The organism is Sulfitobacter mediterraneus, assembly GCF_003054325.1.
Lineage (GTDB): Bacteria > Pseudomonadota > Alphaproteobacteria > Rhodobacterales > Rhodobacteraceae > Sulfitobacter > Sulfitobacter mediterraneus.
This window is the reverse complement of sequence record NZ_QBKU01000005.1, coordinates 135466-155769: the sequence shown is the minus strand read 5'-3', so window position 1 is coordinate 155769 and position 20304 is coordinate 135466. Positions and strand designations below refer to the sequence as shown.

Below are 20304 nucleotides of genomic sequence, written 5' to 3'. Positions count from 1 at the left end.
CATGGCCGAAGCGGAAGATATGGTGGCGCAAATTGAAGCATTGAGCGCCAAGCTGGCCGAGGCCAAGGCGTCCATCACCAACCGTTTCATCGGGCAGGACCGGGTGGTGGATCTAACGCTCACCGCATTGCTGTGCGGGGGGCACGGGTTGCTGATCGGTTTGCCCGGATTGGGCAAGACGCGGCTTGTTGAAACGCTAAGCACTGTGATGGGCCTGCATGGCAATCGGGTGCAGTTCACTCCTGACTTGATGCCCGCAGATATTCTTGGCTCCGAAGTATTGGACACCGCCGAAGATGGCACGCGGGCGTTTCGGTTTATCGAAGGGCCGGTGTTTTGCCAGCTTTTGATGGCCGATGAGATCAACCGCGCCTCGCCGCGCACCCAGTCGGCGCTGTTGCAGGCGATGCAGGAAAAGACTGTGACAGTGGCCGGGCAAAACCGTTCCTTGGGCATGCCGTTTCACGTATTGGCAACACAGAACCCGATCGAACAAGAGGGCACCTACCCCCTGCCCGAGGCGCAGCTTGACCGGTTCCTTGTCCAGATTGATGTGGCCTACCCTGATCGTGACACCGAACGAGATATTCTGATTGCCACCACGGGCGAGACCGAGGCGCAATCAACGGAAGTTTTCACTGCGGATGAACTGATCGAGGCGCAGCGGCTGCTCCGCCGGATGCCGGTTGGCGATTCTGTGGTTGAGATGATCCTTGATCTGGTCCGTGCTTTCCGCCCCGAAGAAAGCAGCGCAAGCGCCCAAGTGCGTGAAACTGTGGCATGGGGCCCCGGCCCACGCGCCGCTCAGGCCCTGATGTTGGCGGTGCGGGCGCGGGCATTGTTGGAGGGCCGCTTGGCCCCGTCGGCAGAAGACGTGACCGCTATGGCCCGTCCCGTGCTGAGCCACCGGATGGCGCTGAATTTTGCCGCGCGGGCGCGGGGTGACAGTTTGCAGGCGCTGATCGACGACACTGCCGCAGCCCTTGGCGGGGCAAAGGCCGCCGCGTGACACCGCAAACCAACCTCCGCGCCAAGGCCGAAGAACAGGCCGCCCGGCTTCCGGCGCTTTTAGCGCGGGCAGAGCATTTGGCAGGCGCGGTTCTACTGGGTGCGCATGGGCGCAGACGTGCGGGCCTTGGTGACGATTTCTGGCAGTATAGGCCGGCGCAATACGGCGACAGCCGCAGAATGATTGACCATCGCAGATCGGCGATGGGGGATCAGGAGTATGTGCGCGAACGCGAATGGCAGATTGCCCAATCGGTGATGCTGTGGGTCGATCAGGGTGCCTCTATGCGCTTTGCCTCGACCAAGGATTTGCCGGACAAAGCTGACCGGGCGCGGCTTTTGGGTTTGGCGCTCTCTGTTCTGCTGATCCGAGGCGGTGAACGTGTGGGCTTGACCGGCACCGCCCTGCCGCCGCGCCGGGGCAACCCGCAGGTGCTGCGCCTTGCCGAGATGCTGACCCAAGACGACCCAACTGATTACAGCCCGCCCGAACACCGCGCGATGATACCCCATGCGCGGGCCGTGTTCATTTCTGATTTCATGGGCGATCTTGAAGCGGTTAAACTAGCGCTGACCAAGGCCGCTGATCGCGGCGTGCGCGGGATTTTGTATCATGTGCTCGATCCCTCTGAAGAGGCCTTTCCCTTCACAGGTCGCACTATCTTCGAAAGCATGGGCGGCACATTGAGCCATGAGACCCTCAAAGCGAATGACCTCAAATCCCGCTACCTGGAGCGGCTCGCCGCTCGCAAGCAGGAGCTGTCAGAGCTTTGCGCCCTGACCGGCTGGCAGTACGGACTTCACCATACGGATGCTTCGGCGCAATCGGCCTTGCTCTGGCTTTATGGTGCGCTTGATGCGCGGCAGGGGGCGGCGGCATGACCATTCTGGGCGGCATCGGGTTTACCACGCCGTGGATTTTAACGGCGTTGCTGGCATTGCCAATCCTGTGGCTTTTGCTGCGGGCGGTGCCGCCTGCACCGATCCGGCGCCGTTTTCCGGGTGTGGCGCTGCTGCTTGGGTTAAAGGACGCAGAAACTGTATCGGATCGCACACCATGGTGGCTTTTGCTGCTGCGGATGCTTGCTGTCGCAGCGATTATTCTGGGGTTGGCCGGTCCGGTGCTGAACCCCGAAGAGGATCAGGCCGCAGGGACCGGTCCTTTGCTGATTGTACTTGACGGATCATGGGCAGGCGCGGCGCGTTGGCAGCAACAGAGCCAAGCCATCGAAGCGCAGCTGGTTCGGGCGGGACGGGCGGGCCGCACGGTCGGCATCTTGACCCTAACCCGCCCGGATCAACCCGCCTTTCAATCGGCAGATGTTTGGCGCAACCGGCTTGCCGGATTTACCCCCGCTGCATGGCAGCCTGCGCCTATTGCCCTGGACAAGACCCGCGCAATCATTGGGGAACTGCCCGCCTTTGACACGATCTGGTTCAGCGATGCACTCGACTATCCGGGGCGGGCGGCGCTGTTGTCGGATTTGCAAACGAAGGGCACTGTCGAAGTGTTCCAGACCGCCGCCAATGTCTTGGCCATCGCCCCCGCCACCTATCAAGACAGCGTGGTCAAATTAAACGTTCAACGCGCTTTGGCCGGGCCTGCCAGATCCGTGATTTTGCAGGCCGAGGGCCGTGATCCCGCAGGCAATGCCCGTATTCTTGCCACCGCCGAAGCGACGTTTGAAAGCGGCGCGGCACTGGCGGAGGCAGAGCTTTCCCTGCCCGCAGAACTGCGGGCCCGTATCACCGGTTTCGCCATCGCCGGGCAACGCTCCGCCGGGGCGATCACATTGGTCGATGACGCGCTGCGCCGCCGCGAGGTTGCCTTGATCGGGGGGCGGAATGATCAGGAGGGGCTGCAATTGCTGTCGCCGCTGCACTACATCGAACAGGCGCTGCAACCGACCGCCGATCTGATTGACGGTTCGCTAACCGATGTCTTGCCTGCCAACCCTGATGTGATTGTGCTGGCGGATATTGCGACGGTCTCGGATGCCGAAACACAACCCTTGCTGGATTGGATCGACAAGGGCGGGATGTTGGTGCGTTTTGCCGGACCGAGGATTGCCGCCAGTGACATTAGCCGCATTGATGAAGATCCGCTGATGCCCGTGCGTCTGCGCGCTGGCGGGCGCAGCGTTGGCGGCGCGATGAGCTGGGGTGAACCCAAGGCGCTGGCCGCCTTCCGCGAGACCTCGCCGTTCTTTGGCCTGCGTGTTCCGGATGATGTTGTTGTGACCGCTCAGGTCGTGGCTCAGCCCGATCCGACACTGGCCAACCGGGTAATTGCCGCGCTGAGTGATGGGACGCCCCTGGTGACGCGCAAAGCCGTGGGGCAAGGCCAAATCGTATTGTTTCACGTCACCGCCACGGCGGAGTGGTCCACCTTGCCCTTGTCCGGTCTCTTTGTCGAAATGATGGAACGGCTGGCGGTTTCATCTGCCTCGGCCGCCCCCAAGGCCAAGGATCTGGCGGGGACCACATGGACACCGCTGCGCGTGATGGATGGGTATGGCGCGTTGTTTGATGCGGGCAACCTGCCCGGAGTGGACGGGGCAGACTTGGTCGCCGCGCCCGCTGGCCCGGCTATGCGGCCCGGTATTTACGGCAGTGGCGACAGTCGTTTGGCCCGCAATGTGTTCAATCAAGACAGTGATCTAACCCCTGCCAGCTGGCCCGTGGGCGTGCCTGTGCGCGGCTTGGCGGTTGCGCCGGAACAGCCGATCGCGGGGTTGTTATTAAGCCTTTCAATCTTGCTCCTCTTGGCCGATGTGGTGGCGACCCTCTCTCTTTCTGGCCGGTTGCTGCGCCGCAATGCTCCCGCGCTGGCGCTTGCCGTCCTGCTTCCGGCATTGGGTTGGACCACGCCAGCAGAGGCGCAAGACAACACTGACGATTTTGCTCTTGCCGCAACCGTGGACGTATCACTTGCCCATGTGATCACCGGAGACAGGCAATTGGACGACATTGCCTTTGCAGGATTGCAAGGGTTGTCGGACATCCTGTTTTTCCGCACCTCGGTTGAGCCTGCACCGCCCACATCCGTTGATCTGGAAGTGGACGAGCTGGCGTTTTTCCCGATTTTGTATTGGCCGATCACCCCTGATCAACCGCGCCCTTCAAGCGAGGCTTATGGCAAGTTGAATGCCTATCTGCGGTCAGGCGGTTTGATCCTGTTTGACACCCGCGATGCGGACATCTCGCGTTATGGGGCCGCCAGCCCGAATGGCCGCAAATTGCGTGAACTGGCCGCGCCGCTGGATATTCCACCGCTGGAGCCGTTGCCCGTGGATCACGTTTTGACCCGCACCTTTTACCTGTTGCAAGACTTCCCCGGTCGCCATTCCAGCCGCGATCTGTGGGTCGAGGCCGCTCCACCCGATGCCGAACGCATCGAAGGCATGCCGTTTCGTAACCTCAATGACGGGGTGACGCCGGTGGTGATCGGCGGCAATGACTGGGCTGCGGCATGGGCCGTGCGCGGTGACGGTGCGCCATTGCTCCCGGTCGGACGCGGCTATGCCGGGGAGCGCCAGCGCGAGCTTGCCAACCGCTTTGGCGTTAATCTCGTGATGCATGTGCTGACTGGAAATTACAAATCGGATCAGGTGCATGTGCCTGCTTTGCTGGATCGGTTGGGCCAATGACCGCTACACTCGTTTTTGACCCACTGATCCCGCTGCCGCTTTTGTTGGTTGTTGTCATCGTGGCCTTGATCGGGATCATTCTGGCCATCCTGCGTGGGTTGAACGGCTGGCCGCTGCGGGCTTTGGCCGCGCTGGTGGTCTTGGGCGCATTGACAGGCCCGTCTTATCAACAAGAAGACCGCGCGCCGCTCAATGATATCGTCCTGATGGTTTCGGACGAAAGCGCAAGTCAGAAGCTGGGCACCCGCGCAAACCAGACACAAACCGCGGCAGATGCCCTTGCTGCGGCGGTGGTCGCCCGCCCGAACACGGAATTGCGCCGCATCACGGTGGGGGATGGCGAGGGCGATGCCGGAACCGAACTGATGACGGCGCTGGCCGATGCATTGGCCGAAGAACCCTCTGCCCGCGTGGCGGGGATACTCGCACTCAGCGACGGGCGGGTGCATGACGCCGATTTGCCCGTGGACCTGCCTGCGCCGATGCATCTGATCCTGTCCGGTCAATCCTCTGATTGGGACCGCCGGTTGGCCGTGCGCAACGCCCCTGCCTTTGCGATCATTGGTGAGCCTGTGACCCTGACCTTGCGCATCGATGATCTGGGCGCGGCACCTGCAGGGCAAGAACTGGCGGTGCTTGATATCTCGATTGACGGCGAACCGGCGCAAAGCTTCCGGGTGCCGATTGGTCAGGATCTGGACCTGCCCGTGACCCTGCCCCATGGCGGGCGCAACGTCATTCGCTTTTCGCTGCCCAAGGCGGAGGGTGAGCTTACCGACCGCAACAATGCCGCGTTGATCCAGATGAACGGTGTGCGCGACCGTCTGCGGGTTCTGTTGGTCAGCGGCGAGCCGCATCCCGGCGGGCGTACATGGCGCAATCTGCTCAAGTCCGACAGTTCGGTAGATCTGGTGCATTTCACCATTCTGCGTCCCCCTGAAAAACAGGATGGCGTGCCGGTGAATGAACTTTCTCTGATCGCCTTTCCTACCCGCGAATTGTTCATGGACAAGATCGACGATTTCGATCTGATCATCTTTGACCGCTACAAACGGCGCGGCATCTTGCCTGCGCTTTATCTCGACAATGTGGCCAACTACATCCGGCAGGGCGGTGCCGTCTTGGTAGCGGCTGGTCCTGACTTTGCCAGCGCAGACAGCATCTTTCGCTCACCTCTGGGCGCTGTGCTGCCTGCGACGCCAACCGCGCGTGTGATTGAGGATCCTTATCTGCCGCAGGTCACGGATCTGGGCAAACGCCACCCTGTGACGGTCGACCTGCCCGGCAATGGTGATTGGGGCCGCTGGCTGCGCCAGATTGATGTCGCTGATCCGCAGGGGCATGTGGTGATGGAGGGTATCGACGGGCGTCCCCTGCTGGTGCTGAACCGGGTCAATGAAGGGCGGGTTGCGCTGCTGGCCTCCGATCACGCGTGGCTATGGAGCCGTGGCTACGAGGGCGGCGGACCGCAACTTGAGCTGCTGCGCCGGTTGGCCCATTGGATGATGAAAGAGCCGGAACTTGAAGAAGAGGCCCTGACCGCCACAGCAGAGGGGCAAAACATGCGCATTCTACGCCGCACTCTGGGCGAAACTGTACCGCCCGTCACGGTCACCGATCCTGAGGGCAACAGCAGCGAGGTCACAATGACCGAGACTGCCCCCGGCACCTTTGAAGGCAATTTTCAGGGGCCAGAAATTGGCCTTTACCGGTTGGCGAATGGGGATCAGGACGCTGTCATCGGACTTGGCCCCGCGGCCCCACGCGAGTTTGTCGAGACCATTGCAAGTGAAGAGGCGCTACAGCCGGCTGTCTCGGCGCTGCGCGGCGGTGTTGCCCGGATCGAGGATGGCGTGCCACGCCTCCGCAACGTGCGGGCGGGCCGTCCGGCGGCCGGTCGCGGCTGGGTTGGCCTGACGCCCCGGGGCGCCTACGAGACCTTGGATGTGCGCCAGACCCCCATTCTGCCACCATGGTTGGTTCTGATTTTGGCAACTGTGTTGATCACCGCTGGCTGGCTGCGGGAGGGGCGGCGGTGACGTTGTCTTGCCGTCCTTTGACCGTCTCCGACTATGCCGATGCACGGCAACTCTACGCGGCGCTTTCCACGGGCGACAGTTTGATCAGTTTCGAAGACGGTCTTGGCGCATTTGCCCAACTGCTCAGCCATCCGGGCACCACAGTTATGGGTGCCGCACAGGCAGGCCGCATCGTGAGCATGGCGACCCTGCATTTGATGCCAAACATGACCTATCATGGTCGCCCCTTTGGGCTGATTGAAAATGTCGTGACCTTGCCGGACGCGCGGGGCAAGGGCTGTGCTCGGGCGGTGATGGCCGCGCTTGCCGAAACAGCGCAGGCCGCTAGCGCCTACAAGATCATGCTGCTGACCGGGCGGGACAATGACGCCAAAGGATTCTACGAACGCCTTGGATACAACGCTGATGAAAAGCACGGAATGATCCTGCGGCTGGACCAGCCGTCCTGATCACAATGACCTGCCGCGTCAGAGCGCCCGGAGTAGCAATGTAAGGGCAATCGCAAAAACCACCGCTCCGGCAAGGGTTTCGACCACCGATGCAGCCTGCGCCAGACGGGTCGATCCGGCGAGACCCGCCAGCAGCCCGCCCCGCAACCCGGCGGCGGCCAGCCCCACGGCAATTGTGATCAAAGCGGTTCCGAAGGCCATGACAAATGCGCCCGCAACGCCCAGCGGCCCGATGCCCATTTGCCACGTGATGATCAAGACAAACAGCGCGCCCGTGCAGGGGCGCACGGCGATCCCGGCAATCAAAGCCAGCGCGGCTCGCAGATCATTCGCTTTCCCGACTTGTTCCAAGGTCGGCCCATGAGCGTGTCCGCAATGACCGCAGACCTCTGCACCGTGATCGTGGTTAGGGTTGTGATTGTGGGCATGGTCGTGACCGTGGGTGTGGGTTTCGCGCCGCCCCATCATCCTGCGCAAGCCACGCCACAAAAGCCAAAGCCCGATCAGGGCAATGGCGCCATAGCTGACCGGTGCCATAATCTGTTCCGTGATCCCGATCATGCTGTCGCGGCCAAGGTTCAGGATCAGAACGCCAGCATAGACCAGAACCACCGCCGTCACAGCCTGCCCCAATGAAGCCAAAAGCGCGATCACTGATAGCCGCAGCATCGGCACAGCGCGGCCAAATCCATATCCGCCGATCAAGACCTTGCCATGCCCCGGCCCTGCCGCATGGGCCAGACCATAGGCGAAACAGGCGCCGAGCAAAGTAATAACTGCACCGCTTTCGCCCGCACGCGCGGCCCGCAGCGCTAGAGCGATGGTGTTCTGAAAGCCGCGTTGCTGCACGGCGGCCCATTGGCCGATGGCATCAACACCGCCCATGGCCCAAAGCGCCAGCAACAGCGCAAGCACAGCAGCGGCGATCAAACTCAGGAGGAGGCGCATGTCACAACCACTTTGTCGGCGAACTTTGCGCCAATATTCGGGAGCCCTGCGTCCTCGGGTTGGGTTTGGCGGTCGAGGGCAAACAGTTCCTGACGCAAGGCATCAAGATCGGCGGTGATGTCAGGCATCGCAATGCGGCTGCGGCATTGATCCGCGCCCAAAATTTCTACGGGCAGCGTCACTTCGTATGCCGTGTAATAGCTGGCATCATAGGGCGTGACTTCATATGTGCCGCTGCCAGCAGTGTCTTGGGTCACATCGCGCCAATGGGTCGTCACGATTTGGCCCTCGACAAAGGTTGCGGTCACGTCCTGTGGTCCTGACAGGGCCAGTTCCCGCCCCTCTTGTGTGATCACCAGATCACCGTTGAACCCCTCCACCCATTGCATGTCAAAGCCGGTGAGTTCAGCCTTTTCATCCGGGTTCAGCAAACCATCTCCGTCCTGATCCAGATCCATGTCTTGAGTGATCAACAGCGAATAAAATGCATCATAGATCCAGATCACTTTGACCCGCTGCAACCGCCCTTCCGGGCCAAAAGCAAGGGTCAACCCGGTGTCGATGAACACATGCGGATGCGCGCCAAGGGGCTGTGCCATCACAAGGGTTAGCAGCAGAGGTAAAATGCGTTTCATACCGAGGTTCTATCCAGCACCGCAGAGCGGGGCAATGTCCGCGATCCGTCTTGGCGCAGCATGGGCAAAACTCAGCCCAGAAGATAGCCCGCCCAAAGCGGCAACACCGCCAAAGACAGGACAGTTTGCCACGTCAGCACATCCGCATAAAGGTCGGCATCCCCGCCCATCTGCTTGGCCACGATGTATCCATTCGATGCGGCAGGTGCGGCAAAGACCAGAACACCAGCCAAGGTCTGTTCTGGGCTCAAGCCCAGCGTCGCCGCGATGGCTGCGAACACGGCGGGGGCCAGCAAGGGCCGCAACAAAACGGCTGTGCCCAACCGCCAATCCCAGCGCCCTAAGCGCCGCAAACTGACGCCTGCTCCGACGGCGAGCAACCCGACGGCCAAGGCGCCTCTGCCCACCATATCGAGGGCTTCGATCACCGGAATTGGCAAGGTGATACCGCTGAAATAGATCACCAACCCGGCCGCGCAGGCCTGGACCAGCGGGTTTTTTGCGACGGTCTTGATCACCTGTCCTGCGCTGGCTGATTGCGGGCCAAACGCCGTCAGGACGATGATGCAGGTCACATTGATCGTCGGGATCAACAACGCAATCGCGATGGCGATCACACCAAGCCCGGAAGCGCCCAAAAATTGCTCTGCTGCGGCGAGGGCAACAAAAGCGTTCCAGCGGGTGCCCGCCTGAAAGATCGTGGTGAAACCGGGGTTGGCAAGCCGCGCCCGCGGCAACAGGCGCAGCATCAACGCCAGAATAGCGATCACCGCCCATGTGAGCAGAAACCCCTGCATGACACCGCCATAAAGCGCGAAAGACAAATCTGTGCGAGACAAGGTCAGGATCAAAACCGCAGGGATCAACACCCGAAAACTCAGTGTTTCTATGCCCTTCCAATCCGCCTTGGGCAGCACCTCGCTTTTGGCCAATAGATATCCCAGAGCGATGATCAGGATCAGCGGCAGAACAGACAGGGCGAGGGACATGCGGGGGCTCTTGAATTGGACTATCGTGCCACTGGTGACAGCTGCGCCGAGGTCAGTCCAGCCTGATCTGCACCTGCGCGGCCCGGCCCTTGGCATCAATCACCGAAATGCGCGAAAACCCCGGTGATGTCAGCGGCAGCACCACATCGCGGCGCTGCAATCCGGTGACCATCGGTGCGCCGTCCACCAACACCGTCAGGGGCAGCACCCCGGCCCTCAGCTTCAGGGACACACCATCAAGGCCGCGCCGCAGCACCGCGCCGTCCGGCGGAAAGGTCACCACCGGGCGGTTTGCACCCCCGGCGAACACCGCATCGCGCGGGCGGAATCGTTGCAGCGGCGCAGGCAAGGCTGCGGTGCTGACGATCAGGGTTTCGGGGGGCGGCGCGGGCAAAGGATCGGGGGCGAACTTCAGACGACCGAAGGACTCAAACAGGATTGGCGCGGCCAGATCACCGCCAAAAGCCCCCGGCACCGGTGTGCCATCCGGACGCCCCAGCCAGACGCCAATCACATGTGATCCGTCAAAACCAATCGCCCAAGCATCCCTGTGCCCATAGGACGTTCCGGTTTTATAGGCGATCTGCCCGGCACGGGCGGCAGTGCCACTGGGCGGCGCGATGCTGGCAAGGATATGCGAGACCTGCCATGCGGCGGCGCGGCTCATCATCGGGTTGCGCGGTTGCTGCGCGCCGCCTTGCATCACATAAAGTGGTGCGGCCTGCCCGCCCTGTGGCAAAGCTCCGTAAAGTTGTACCAGATCGGCCAGCGTGAGACCCACACCGCCCAGCGCCACGGCCAATCCCGGTTTGCCAGACAAGCGCGGCACCGCGCCGCCGGCCCTTAGGCCCGCCATCAACCGCGCCGCGCCCAGCTCTTGGGTCAGCAGGACAGGCGGGATGTTCAGAGACAATTGCAGCGCTTCGCGCACTGTCAACTCACCGCGGAACTGGCCGTCGAAATTCTGCGGCGCGTAACGGCCAAAGGCCACGGGCGCATCGTTGATCAACGTATCGGGGTGCGCCAACCCCTGATCAAAGGCCAGCCCATAGACAAAGGGTTTGAGCGTCGATCCCGGCGATCTGACTGCGCGGGTCATATCGACAAACCCCGCGGTGCCGCCAATCGCGGCGTATTGCGGCGATCCGACAGAGGCCAGTATCGCCCCCGTCCGATGATCTGCCACCAGCATCGCAGCAGACACGCCGCGCGGCTGGCCGCGCACGGCATGGGCGGCTAATGCTTCCAGTTGCGCCTGCAGCTGCGCATCCAGCGTCAGATCAAAACGGTGCCGCAAGGGATCTTCCGCCGCGATCCGATCTGTCAGATGCGGCGCCCGGCGAACGAAAGGCACCATGCGATCTGGCAGTTCTGGCAGGTGGTCTTGCGCGGCGGCTTTGGTGCGGTACAGGACACGGGCGCGGGCCGCATCGGCGCGTGCCGGATGGCGGTCGGGGCGCCGCACCTCGGGGGCTTGCGGCAAGGCCACCAACAGCGCAGCTTCTGCCGTGGTCAATCGCGCGGGTTCTTTGCCAAACCATGCCAGCGATCCCGCGCGCACCCCTTCAACAGCGCCGCCATAAGGCGCATGTAACAGATAAAGCGACAGGATTTGATCCTTGTCCAACTGCCGTTCCAGCGCCAATGCCAGCCGGATTTGCCGCAGTTTGCCATGCCAACGCCCGGTGCCGGAATTTTCCAACAACCGCGCCACCTGCATTGTCAGGGTCGATCCGCCAGAAACGATTTCGCCTTGCCATATCGCTTGGCCTGCCGCCCGCAATATCGCCAAGGGGTCTACACCGCTGTGCCGATAGAAACGCTTGTCCTCATAGGCAAGCAACATGGCGATGAACCCAGGATCAACCTGATCAAGTGTCACTGCCAGCCGTACCCGGCCATCTTCGACCGGAAACACCCGCATCAACGCACCGTGCTGATCCCGGACTTCGGTAGAGGTTTCCACCAACACCGGTGGCACGACCGTTTCATCAACCCAGCGGTCAAAACCGTCACGCAGCCCCGCGCCAAGGCCCAAAAGCCCGACTAGGGCAAAAAGGCCAAAGCGGCGGATCATGGCAGGACGGTCAATGTGCCGCTGGCAGTCGTGGCGCGGTATTCGGGGCGGTACATGTCTTCGACCAAGGCCGCCGGATGGTGGTACTGCCCCGGCGTTATGGCCCGGACGATATAGGCCAGTTGAAACGGCTCTGCCTTGCGGTGGTTCACCGCCGCAATGAACCGGTCACTGCGGAACTCGGCGTTTTCGGCGGGCTTGGTGTTGAGCCAGCTTAACGCGCCGATCTCACCACTGCGCAGCAGGTTGGGGTTGTCGATCTCAAGCCCGGCGGGCAGTGGATCATCGACGATCAGCCGCGCGCCGATGTCTTCAAAGGGTGTCACTTCGATCACGACGACCATGCGGTCCCCGGTCTGCATGGCCCCGTCGATCAAGTTGCCCTCCATGGTGAAATAGCGGCGGGTCACACTGTAGCCATAACCGCCCGCTTCTGGCGCAACCTCTGGCACGCCAAAGGCAGTCAGGGTCACATCCATTGGCACATCGCTAAGGTTCCGGATCAGGGATGTCGCGGGCGCACGGTCGGTCAACCGTTTGACCAACGGACCGTTGACCGCCGCGCCATCTACCTCCAACCTCGGTACGGCCTGCGGGCCGGTCAGGGCATGGGCCGCCAAGACAACTTGAGCGGCTTCTTGTGTCGAAAGCCTGCCTGTCTCCCGCCGGGTCCAGCTGATCAATGTGGCCGGATCAATCGCGGCACTTCCCGCCTCGGCGCTGAGTTTCAGGACCGCTGCAGTGTCGCGCAGGTTGGTGCCATAGTCATCGCGCCACCCTTGGCGTTGGTCACGATCCCGCAACAACAGCAATCCCGCCTTGCGGAACATCATGTCGGCTCGCACCGGATCACCATAGGCCGCCAACGCCGCGCCCAACTGCGCCGCAGCCAGCGGGGTGCCAAAATCGTCCGCTTTGGTGTCCGCATAATAGCGCAGGTCACCCATTTGCGCCGCACCTTCGCGGGCCAGCACCAACAGAGCGTATGCCACATCTTCGCCGCCCGCATCAAAATCGGGGGCGTAGTTGATCCGGTTGCGCAGGTTGTCCATTGCCAGCGAGAACGCCAGATCCGGCACCGCATGCCCTTCGCGCCGCGCCCGCGACAGGAAATCGGTGACATAGGCATCCAGCCAGAAATCACCGGACTGCGCCCGCCACAGTCCAAAAGCACCGTTGCTGGCCTGCCGGTTCAACACACGTTCAATGGCTTTGCCAATCTTGCCTTCGATCCGCGCGGGCTCTCCCAGGCCTGCCGATTGCGCAACCGAACTGAGGTAAAGCAGCGGCATCGCGCTTGAAGTGACCTGTTCGGTGCAGCCGTATGGATAGCGGTCAAGCTGGCGCAAGAGGCCGGGCACATCAAACCGCGCCAAGGGGCCAGCCGTCAGCGTGGCCGACGCGGTGCCGGGGCGCAGGCCCGCAAAGACATTGCCATCAAAGGTGAAGGTTTCACCTTGGCCCAACGAAAATTGTCGCGTGACGGCCACCTCTGGATCGTTGATGCGCACCGGCAAAGTCAGCACTTTGCGCAGCTCTTTGCCATCTGGCGTGGTGAGGGACACAGTGATCAAGTGATCGCCAATCTCGCGCCCTGTGACCGGCACGTTGATCCGCAAATTGCCTTTTTCGGGCAAGGTTACATCTTCTGGCAAATCACCCAATGCCACACCCGCATCGGCAAAGGCTTGCAATGACATCTGGCCGGAGGCCCCTTCGGCATGGACCAATTCCAGCAACATCCGACTTTGATCACCGGGGGCAAGGAACCGTGGCAAAGAGGCCGTGACCACAACCGGATCGCGGGCAATCACATCAGCAGAGGCATTCCCAACCCCGCTGGCGGACCATGCCACCGCCATCAGCTTGATTGTGCCGTTAAAGGCAGGGCGAATGATCTCGACCTCGGCGCGGCCATCGGGGCCCACTGCGACCGGACCGGTGAAAAACGCCATCAGCTCTTCGGTCGGGGGCGGCGATTGCACCTGTGCGCTTGCGGCGGCATCCCCGCCGGACCTGACCGTGCCAAGCGCCCCGTTCATCCCATCAATCAAACGGCCATAGATATCGCGCATCTCGACGCCCAAACGGCGCTGGCCAAAATAATGATCGTTTGGGTCCGGGGCTTTGAACCCAGTGAGGTTCAATATGCCCACGTCTACCGCCGCCAGCGTCACATAGGCGGTTTCGCCCGGTTGCACGCCCTCGACATGAACGGCGGCGCGCAGGGTGCCTGCCTGCCCATCCACAACATCCGGCGCGTTCAAACTGACGGACAATGCCCGCTTGCCGGGGCGCACGGCGGCGTGGGCAAGGCCCAGACCGCGGGCAGGGTTCAGGCTGGCGGCTTCATCCATTCCCCGCAGCAAAGACACAGTGACGTAAGCGCCACTGCCCCACTCATCGGTGACAGTAAGCGGGATCATGTTTTCGCCAGCATCCACGGTCACTGCGTTGCGTTCAATCACACGGTTGGACAGAACCGAGACAAGCGCAACACCGGCAGATTTCGCGGCAACGCGCAGGCGCACCGGATCGCCAACAGCATAGCTTTCGGCATCAAGCGACATCTCAAGCCGGTCTGGCGTATCGGTCGATCCATCACCGCCATACCAGCCGGAATAGAACGCAACCGAGGCGGCGGCGTAGTCATTGCCGATCCGTTCCACGACCAGCTCATATTCGCCCCATTCAGTTGGCGCGGATACCGACACAGGTTCCGCGCCCAGCGCGATCTCACCGGTGGCGGCGCGGGTGCGGCGGGTTGTCGGCTCCCACTCCCAATTGCCGTAAAGCTGATACCATTGGTAACGGGTTTCAACCTTGTTCAGGGTCCAACGCACCTGCATCGGCATGGTCTGCCCCTGCGGGTCCAGGGCGATCAGGTCAAACGCCGCATCGCTGCCTTCGGCCAGCACATCCTCAAACAACGGCTTGATGCCGATCATCGGCATGTCGCTGCCCACCGCTTTGGTCAGGCGGCGTTCCGCCGGGCGGCCTGATCCTTCGGCGACCCTTAGGATCATCTCGACCTCCATCGGCAGGCCCGGATCTTGTTCCAGCTTAGGCAAGGTCAGCGGCAAAACCGCCTTGCCTTCCGCATCGGTGACTGCGTTGCCAATGAACCGCGTCTGGGTCCGGAAGACAGCATCATGGCGGCCAAAACGATAACCCGGATAGCCGTCAATCTCGCGTTTGGCCCGCAGGCGCACGTCCCCTTCAACGGACAGATTGGCACCCGGCGCACCAAAGAGATAATCCACTTGAACTGTGAGCGGCGGCGCTGACGTCAGGCGTAGTGGGGCGTTCGGCAGGGACAGGTCAAAGTCAATCCGCTCTGGCAGAAAATCCTCGACCAGAACGGTCTGGCTGGCCAATGCTGGCGCTGTTGTGTCGGTCAGTACGTCAATCCGCCAAGCGCCGCGCGGCACATCCGCCCCTAAGGGCAATGCAATGACATGACCGCCCGCCTTCGCATCGCTGCTGAGGCTGCGGCTGTATTCCACGCCGTCGGGGCGTTTGAGGATTGCGGTTACTGGAAGGCCATCAATCGCCTGCGCCTGAGCATCGCGGGTCAGGACGGTGGCATAGATCGTCTCGCCAACGCGGTAGGCACCGCGATCTGTGGTCATGAACACATCAATGGGCGGCGCGGGCGGATGCCCCTCCACGCCCCGGTCGGACAGATCAAAGGCGGGGTCGGTCAACGGCAGGAATGCAACATCCAGCGCCCCGTCTTCTGCCATCAACAGCGCGGGGGCGGACCCGCCATCGCCGCGGCTGAGTCCGGCAGGAAATTGCGCAAATCCATCTGCATCTGTGGTGGCTTTGCCAAGCACCGCATTGGCACGGGAAATCAGGCTCAACTCAATGCCGGCAAGAGGCTGCGCATCGGCCAAACGGCGCACAGTTACATGCATGCCATCGACACCTGACATTGTGGAAATGCCAAGATCGGACAGTACAAACCATTGGGTCGCGGCGGGATTGTCATAGGGATCCTGCCCCGGCACAGAGGCACTCAGCGTGTAGATCCCGGCGGGCTGTTGGCCCAGCACATCACCCAGCGGCAGACGGGTCGTCATGTCCACGTTTAGAGTGTTCTGGACCGTGCCACTGCCCTGCCAGATATCCTGCGCCAAGGTTTGCGAAAACTGATCATCTTCGTATTTGCTGAGCGGTCGCCCGAAATAGCTTTCGCGGATCGCCCGCACCAGATTGCGGTCACTGACACGGCGCAGCTTGAGGTCCAATGTATCGAGGTTGACCGTTTCAACCGGAATGCCCGCCTGTTCGGATCGCGGCAACACATAGGCACGCCCGCCAAACCTGACATGCGGGGCGCGATCACGAACATAAAGCCGCAACCGCAGATCGCGGTGCAAAGCTTCGCCGCTGGCGGCGGGCAGGCCTTCGCGCAGGGTCACGTCGTATCGCGCACCATGTTCCACGCCGTCAATGCAAAGTTGGTTCCCGTCCGCTTGCACCGCCAAACCGCGCCCTTCGATCCGTACAAATGGCTCGTAATCGACACCGATCTGCACCAGCTTTTCCGAGAACTCCGCGCAAATGCGCGGCGCGGCGGCGTTGTTGTCAACGCGGTGTTCAACCACGCGAAACCCGTATTTTCCGATGGCATCATCAAGGGCCAATTCAAGATCGTCCCGCGGCGCGATCGTGAGTGCAAGCCGCAACGCCGGGATCATATCACGGCCGCGGCGGCTGACTTCCAAGGCGCGGGACATGACCTCAAGCGCGTTCACTTGAATGGCGGGGGTTTGCGCGCGCAAATAGGCATTTACCGCACCCTTCAGCGCGTCGCGGCGAAACTGGCGTTTCTTGCCGCTGTCTTGGGCAGCGTCTGCCTGTTTCAACGACAGCTCCGCAAACTGTACCCAAATGTCACCCCGGTCCGTCAAAGCCGCCGCCTGGCTTGCCCACAACAGCGCCGAACGGATATTGCCGCCTTGCTTTGCCAGCGTCATCGCGCCGATCAGGCCATCTGCGGTTTCATCCGAAAAGCTAAACCGCCGGGCGTTTTCCAGAACCTGTAGGCGAGCGTTGCCAAAATCGTTTTGCCGCAGGAAATCAAGCGCATCTGTACGCGCCTGTTGCGTGGCCAAAATTGCCGGGTCAGTCACCACTTTGCGGGCAGACACGGCCCCCACATAAGGGTGCCGGTCAGACAGGGCAGATTTTGGAAAACAAGCGTTGGAGCGGGTGTTGAATGTAAAGGCGACACAGGCGTCTTGAGCGCTGCACGCCCGTTCGCAAGCCGCCTGCGTGGTATCAAACTGATTGGTTAGATCCGCACCGTAAAAATCCACGTCCCGTGTGAAAAGGTAGCGATGATCAGGCAATGCATCCTGCCCCCAAGCGGGAGCGGCGAAAGCCGCAATGCAAACAATCAAACTCTTCAACAGGCGCAAACGCGGCATCACAATCTCCCTTTGAAATACCGCAAGGGTGCCACGGGCCATGAAATCAGACAAGTCTGGCACGCACCTTAAGCGGATGTTCACCCTGATTGCGCAGTCTGCGCGCGAACACGGAAACACGGCGGAGCGGCGGATGAGCCTTGCCAGCAAACTGACCGAAGAGCGGCGCAGCAGGCTCGCGGCTGAGCGGATGCTTGAGCTGAAGAAGGCCGAGCTGTTTGCCGCCAATCGCAAACTGGGCCGCCACGCCCAACAGCTCAGCGAAGAAATCGTCGAAACCCGCGCCGAGGTCGAAAGCATCCGAGGCGAAAACCAACGTGTCAAATCGGACCTGAGTGCCGCCAATCAACGCATTGCGATCACCGAACGGCGGCTGTGGTATTCCATTGAGACGATCAAGGACGGCTTTGCCTTCTTTAATGGCGACAATGAAATGATCATGGCCAATCGCGCCTATCTGAACGTGTTTGACGGGCTAGAGGTGGTCAAACCGGGGGTCAACTACATCACCATTTTGCAGGTTCTCACTGATGAGGGCATTGTGAACACGGGCGATATGCCCGCCCGCGACTGGCGCAAGATGATGACGGAACGCTTGCACTCCGCCGACCCCGATCCGGTGATCATCAAACTGTGGAACGGGGCGTCGATCAAATTGCATGATCAGCGCGGACCGGGGGGCGATATGGTCTCGCTTGGTCTCGATATTACGGCCACGGTTGCCTATGAGAAAAAGCTGAAAGAGGCCCGCGCCATCGCCGAAAGCGCGAACCGCGCCAAATCAGCGTTTCTGGCCAATATGAGCCACGAAATCCGAACGCCTATGAACGGTGTGGTTGGCATGGCAGAGGTGCTGGCCGACACCGAACTGGACGGCGAACAACAGCTTTATGTCGAGACGATCAAAAACTCTGGCGAGGCGCTGTTGGTGATTATCAATGACGTGCTGGACTATTCCAAGATCGAAGCGAAAAAGCTGGATCTGCATCCGGAAACCTTTGATTTGGAACGTGCGATCCAAGAGGTTCTGATGCTGTTGCAACCCTCTGTGCGGGACAAAGGTCTGCGGACGGCGCTGGATTACGATCTGTTTTTGCCAAGCCAATTGATCGGTGATCCGGGGCGTATTCGGCAGGTGCTGACCAATCTCATTGGCAATGCGGTCAAATTCACCGCAGAGGGGCACATTCTGGTTCGGGTGACCGGCGTTGTCGATGAGGACGCCAAGACCGCGCAGGTACATATAAGCATCGAGGACACCGGCATTGGCATTCCCGCCGACATGGTCGATCACATTTTTGGAGAGTTCAATCAGGTCGAAAACGAACGCAACCGTCAGTTTGACGGAACTGGGCTTGGCTTGGCGATTTCCCAGCGGCTGGTCGAGATGATGGGCGGGCAGATCTGGGTCACCTCCGAAGAAGGGCACGGTGCATGCTTTGGCGTGAAGCTGCCAATGATCCCGCAGGCCGCCTCGATGGCTGCCGGGTTTGCCCGCCCCGAAGGTCTGCGCCACGTGATGATTGTGGATGACACCGAAATCCATCGCAGCATTCTAGAACGGCAATTGACGCAGCTGGGCTTGCAGGTCACCGCCTGTATCAGCGGCAGGGACGCTTTGGCCGGTTTTGGCCCAGAGATTGATCTACTGATCACCGACCATAACATGCCGCAAATGGACGGGTTTGAATTGTCCGAGGCGTTGCGCGAACAGGGGCATAGCGTGCCGATCCTGCTTTGCAGTGATCACCCCGTTAATGCGCAGGGCGATCCGGCGGCAATTCTGGTGCAGGGGGTTTTGCCAAAACCTCTGCCCCGCGAGGCGTTGCTTGCCCATTTGGCCAAACTGCACCCTAAACCTGAGGGCGCGTTGCCGAACGGTTCTGATGTACCGCGTGTGATGCGCATTCTAGCGGCTGAGGATAACAAGACCAACCAGTTGGTCTTTCGCAAGATGATCAAGGATCTGAACATCGACCTGACCTTTGCGGGCAACGGCGAGGATGCCGTCGCCTTGTTTCGGACCTCCGTGCCGGATTTGATTTTTATGGATATTTCCATGCCCAAGATGGACGGAAAAGAGGCCACCGCCGCGATCCGGCGATTGGAATCTCAAAGCGGCAAACGCGTGCCGATCATCTCTATGACCGCCCATGCGATGGCCGGGGATGACAAGCTTTTGATTGAGGCTGGCATGGATCACTACCTGACCAAGCCCCTGCGAAAACCCGAAATTGTTGCACAGATCGAAGCGGCCTGGACGGCAGATTTTGCCCCGCTTCACCTATCTCAGGATGAGGGATAGGGCCGCACGAACACCGGTTTGTCGGGCGTCGATGCGGCCTCTTGCCAGGCATAGCCGCCGATATCAAAATCCCGGATTGCATCAGCATCGGTCAACCGGTTCTGCACAATAAACCGCGCCATCGCACCGCGAGCCTTTTTGGCAAAAAAGCTGACGATCTTGGGGCCTTTGCCGTCACCTTTGTCTTCCATGAATTGCGGTGTGATCACCCGCAGTTTCAGGGCCTTTGGGGCCACTGCGCCAAAATATTCCTGACTGGCACAATTGACCAGCACATCCGTTCCTACCTGTTCCGCCTGCGCATTCAGCGCCTTTGACAGCCCGTCACGCCAATAGTCATAAAGGTTCGCACCCCGCCGGGTTTTGAGCCGACTGCCCATTTCCAGACGGTAAGGTTGGATCGCATCCAAGGGCCGCAGCACACCATAAAGGCCCGACAGAATGCGCAGGTGCTCCTGCGCCCATGCCATTTCATCGGCGTCCAGACTGGCCGCCTCCAACCCTTGATATGTATCACCAGCAAATGCCAGCGACGCGGGACGGGTTGTCTGATCGGAGGGGTCTGTCTCAAAAGCGTTAAATCGGTCGCGGTTAAGACGGGCCAGATCATCGCTAAGGTCCATAAGGCCTTTCAGCTTGCCCAAGGTCAGGTTGCGGGCGGTTTTGGCCAGCCGCACGGCATCATCCTGAAAATCCGGTTGCGTGGTTGTCACATCCCGCTCAGCCCAATCCAGCCTTTTGGCCGGAGAAATCACCACCAACATAA

Annotated in this window: 12 protein-coding genes; 6 read left to right on the top strand and 6 right to left on the bottom strand. The window is 61.1% G+C overall.

The genetic code is table 11. The annotated features are described in order from the left end of the window. Position 1: 1 nt before the first annotated feature. The 5 genes from C8N31_RS09955 to C8N31_RS09935 are packed head-to-tail and all read left to right on the top strand — an operon-like array spanning position 2 to position 7146. Entirely contained in the window at positions 2-1009 is a 1008-nt protein-coding gene (locus C8N31_RS09955) for an AAA family ATPase (protein WP_025049340.1), read from the top strand. Then, on the top strand, positions 1006-1890 hold the full coding sequence (locus C8N31_RS09950; protein ID WP_025049339.1) for a DUF58 domain-containing protein: 885 nt from the start codon (positions 1006-1008) through the stop codon (positions 1888-1890). Before C8N31_RS09955 ends, C8N31_RS09950 begins: the two co-directional genes overlap by 4 nt. Beyond that, positions 1887-4658 carry a DUF4159 domain-containing protein gene (locus C8N31_RS09945; protein WP_025049338.1) on the top strand — a complete coding sequence of 924 codons (2772 nt, stop codon included), beginning with the start codon at positions 1887-1889 and terminating at the stop codon, positions 4656-4658. Before C8N31_RS09950 ends, C8N31_RS09945 begins: the two co-directional genes overlap by 4 nt. Next, positions 4655-6697 (top strand): membrane protein, encoded by a 2043-nt coding sequence (locus tag C8N31_RS09940; RefSeq protein WP_025049337.1) that lies wholly within the window; start codon positions 4655-4657, stop codon positions 6695-6697. Before C8N31_RS09945 ends, C8N31_RS09940 begins: the two co-directional genes overlap by 4 nt. Further along, the gene (locus C8N31_RS09935) at positions 6694-7146 is read left to right on the top strand and encodes a GNAT family N-acetyltransferase (protein ID WP_211313763.1); all 453 of its coding nucleotides are present in this window, start codon (positions 6694-6696) and stop codon (positions 7144-7146) included. Before C8N31_RS09940 ends, C8N31_RS09935 begins: the two co-directional genes overlap by 4 nt. An 18-nt stretch (positions 7147-7164) precedes the next feature. Here C8N31_RS09935 and C8N31_RS09930 read toward each other — a convergent pair whose 3' ends face one another. The 5 genes from C8N31_RS09930 to C8N31_RS09910 form a co-directional block, all read right to left on the bottom strand. Then, on the bottom strand, positions 7165-8094 hold the full coding sequence (locus tag C8N31_RS09930; protein WP_025049335.1) for a nickel/cobalt transporter: 930 nt from the start codon (positions 8092-8094) through the stop codon (positions 7165-7167). Next, positions 8079-8729, bottom strand: a complete 651-nt coding sequence (locus C8N31_RS09925) for a DUF1007 family protein (RefSeq protein WP_025049334.1) — start codon at positions 8727-8729, stop codon at positions 8079-8081. Before C8N31_RS09925 ends, C8N31_RS09930 begins: the two co-directional genes overlap by 16 nt. A gap of 71 nt (positions 8730-8800) precedes the next feature. Continuing rightward, positions 8801-9718, bottom strand: a complete 918-nt coding sequence (locus tag C8N31_RS09920; RefSeq protein WP_025049333.1) for an AEC family transporter — start codon at positions 9716-9718, stop codon at positions 8801-8803. Positions 9719-9770: 52 nt separating this feature from the next. Further along, positions 9771-11795, bottom strand: a complete 2025-nt coding sequence (gene pbpC, locus C8N31_RS09915) for a penicillin-binding protein 1C (RefSeq protein WP_025049332.1) — start codon at positions 11793-11795, stop codon at positions 9771-9773. Next, positions 11792-17233, bottom strand: coding sequence for an alpha-2-macroglobulin family protein (locus C8N31_RS09910; protein WP_025049331.1), 5442 nt, complete (start codon positions 17231-17233; stop codon positions 11792-11794). The genes pbpC and C8N31_RS09910 overlap by 4 nt, the downstream gene beginning before the upstream one ends. A 133-nt stretch (positions 17234-17366) precedes the next feature. Between C8N31_RS09910 and C8N31_RS09905 the strand changes: the two genes are divergently transcribed. Then, positions 17367-19538 (top strand): response regulator, encoded by a 2172-nt coding sequence (locus C8N31_RS09905; protein WP_025049330.1) that lies wholly within the window; start codon positions 17367-17369, stop codon positions 19536-19538. On the opposite strand, the gene yaaA is transcribed toward C8N31_RS09905, so the two are convergent. Next, positions 19523-20302 (bottom strand): peroxide stress protein YaaA, encoded by a 780-nt coding sequence (yaaA, locus tag C8N31_RS09900; RefSeq protein ID WP_025049329.1) that lies wholly within the window; start codon positions 20300-20302, stop codon positions 19523-19525. The genes C8N31_RS09905 and yaaA overlap by 16 nt on opposite strands. Between the last annotated feature and the right edge of the window lie 2 nt (positions 20303-20304).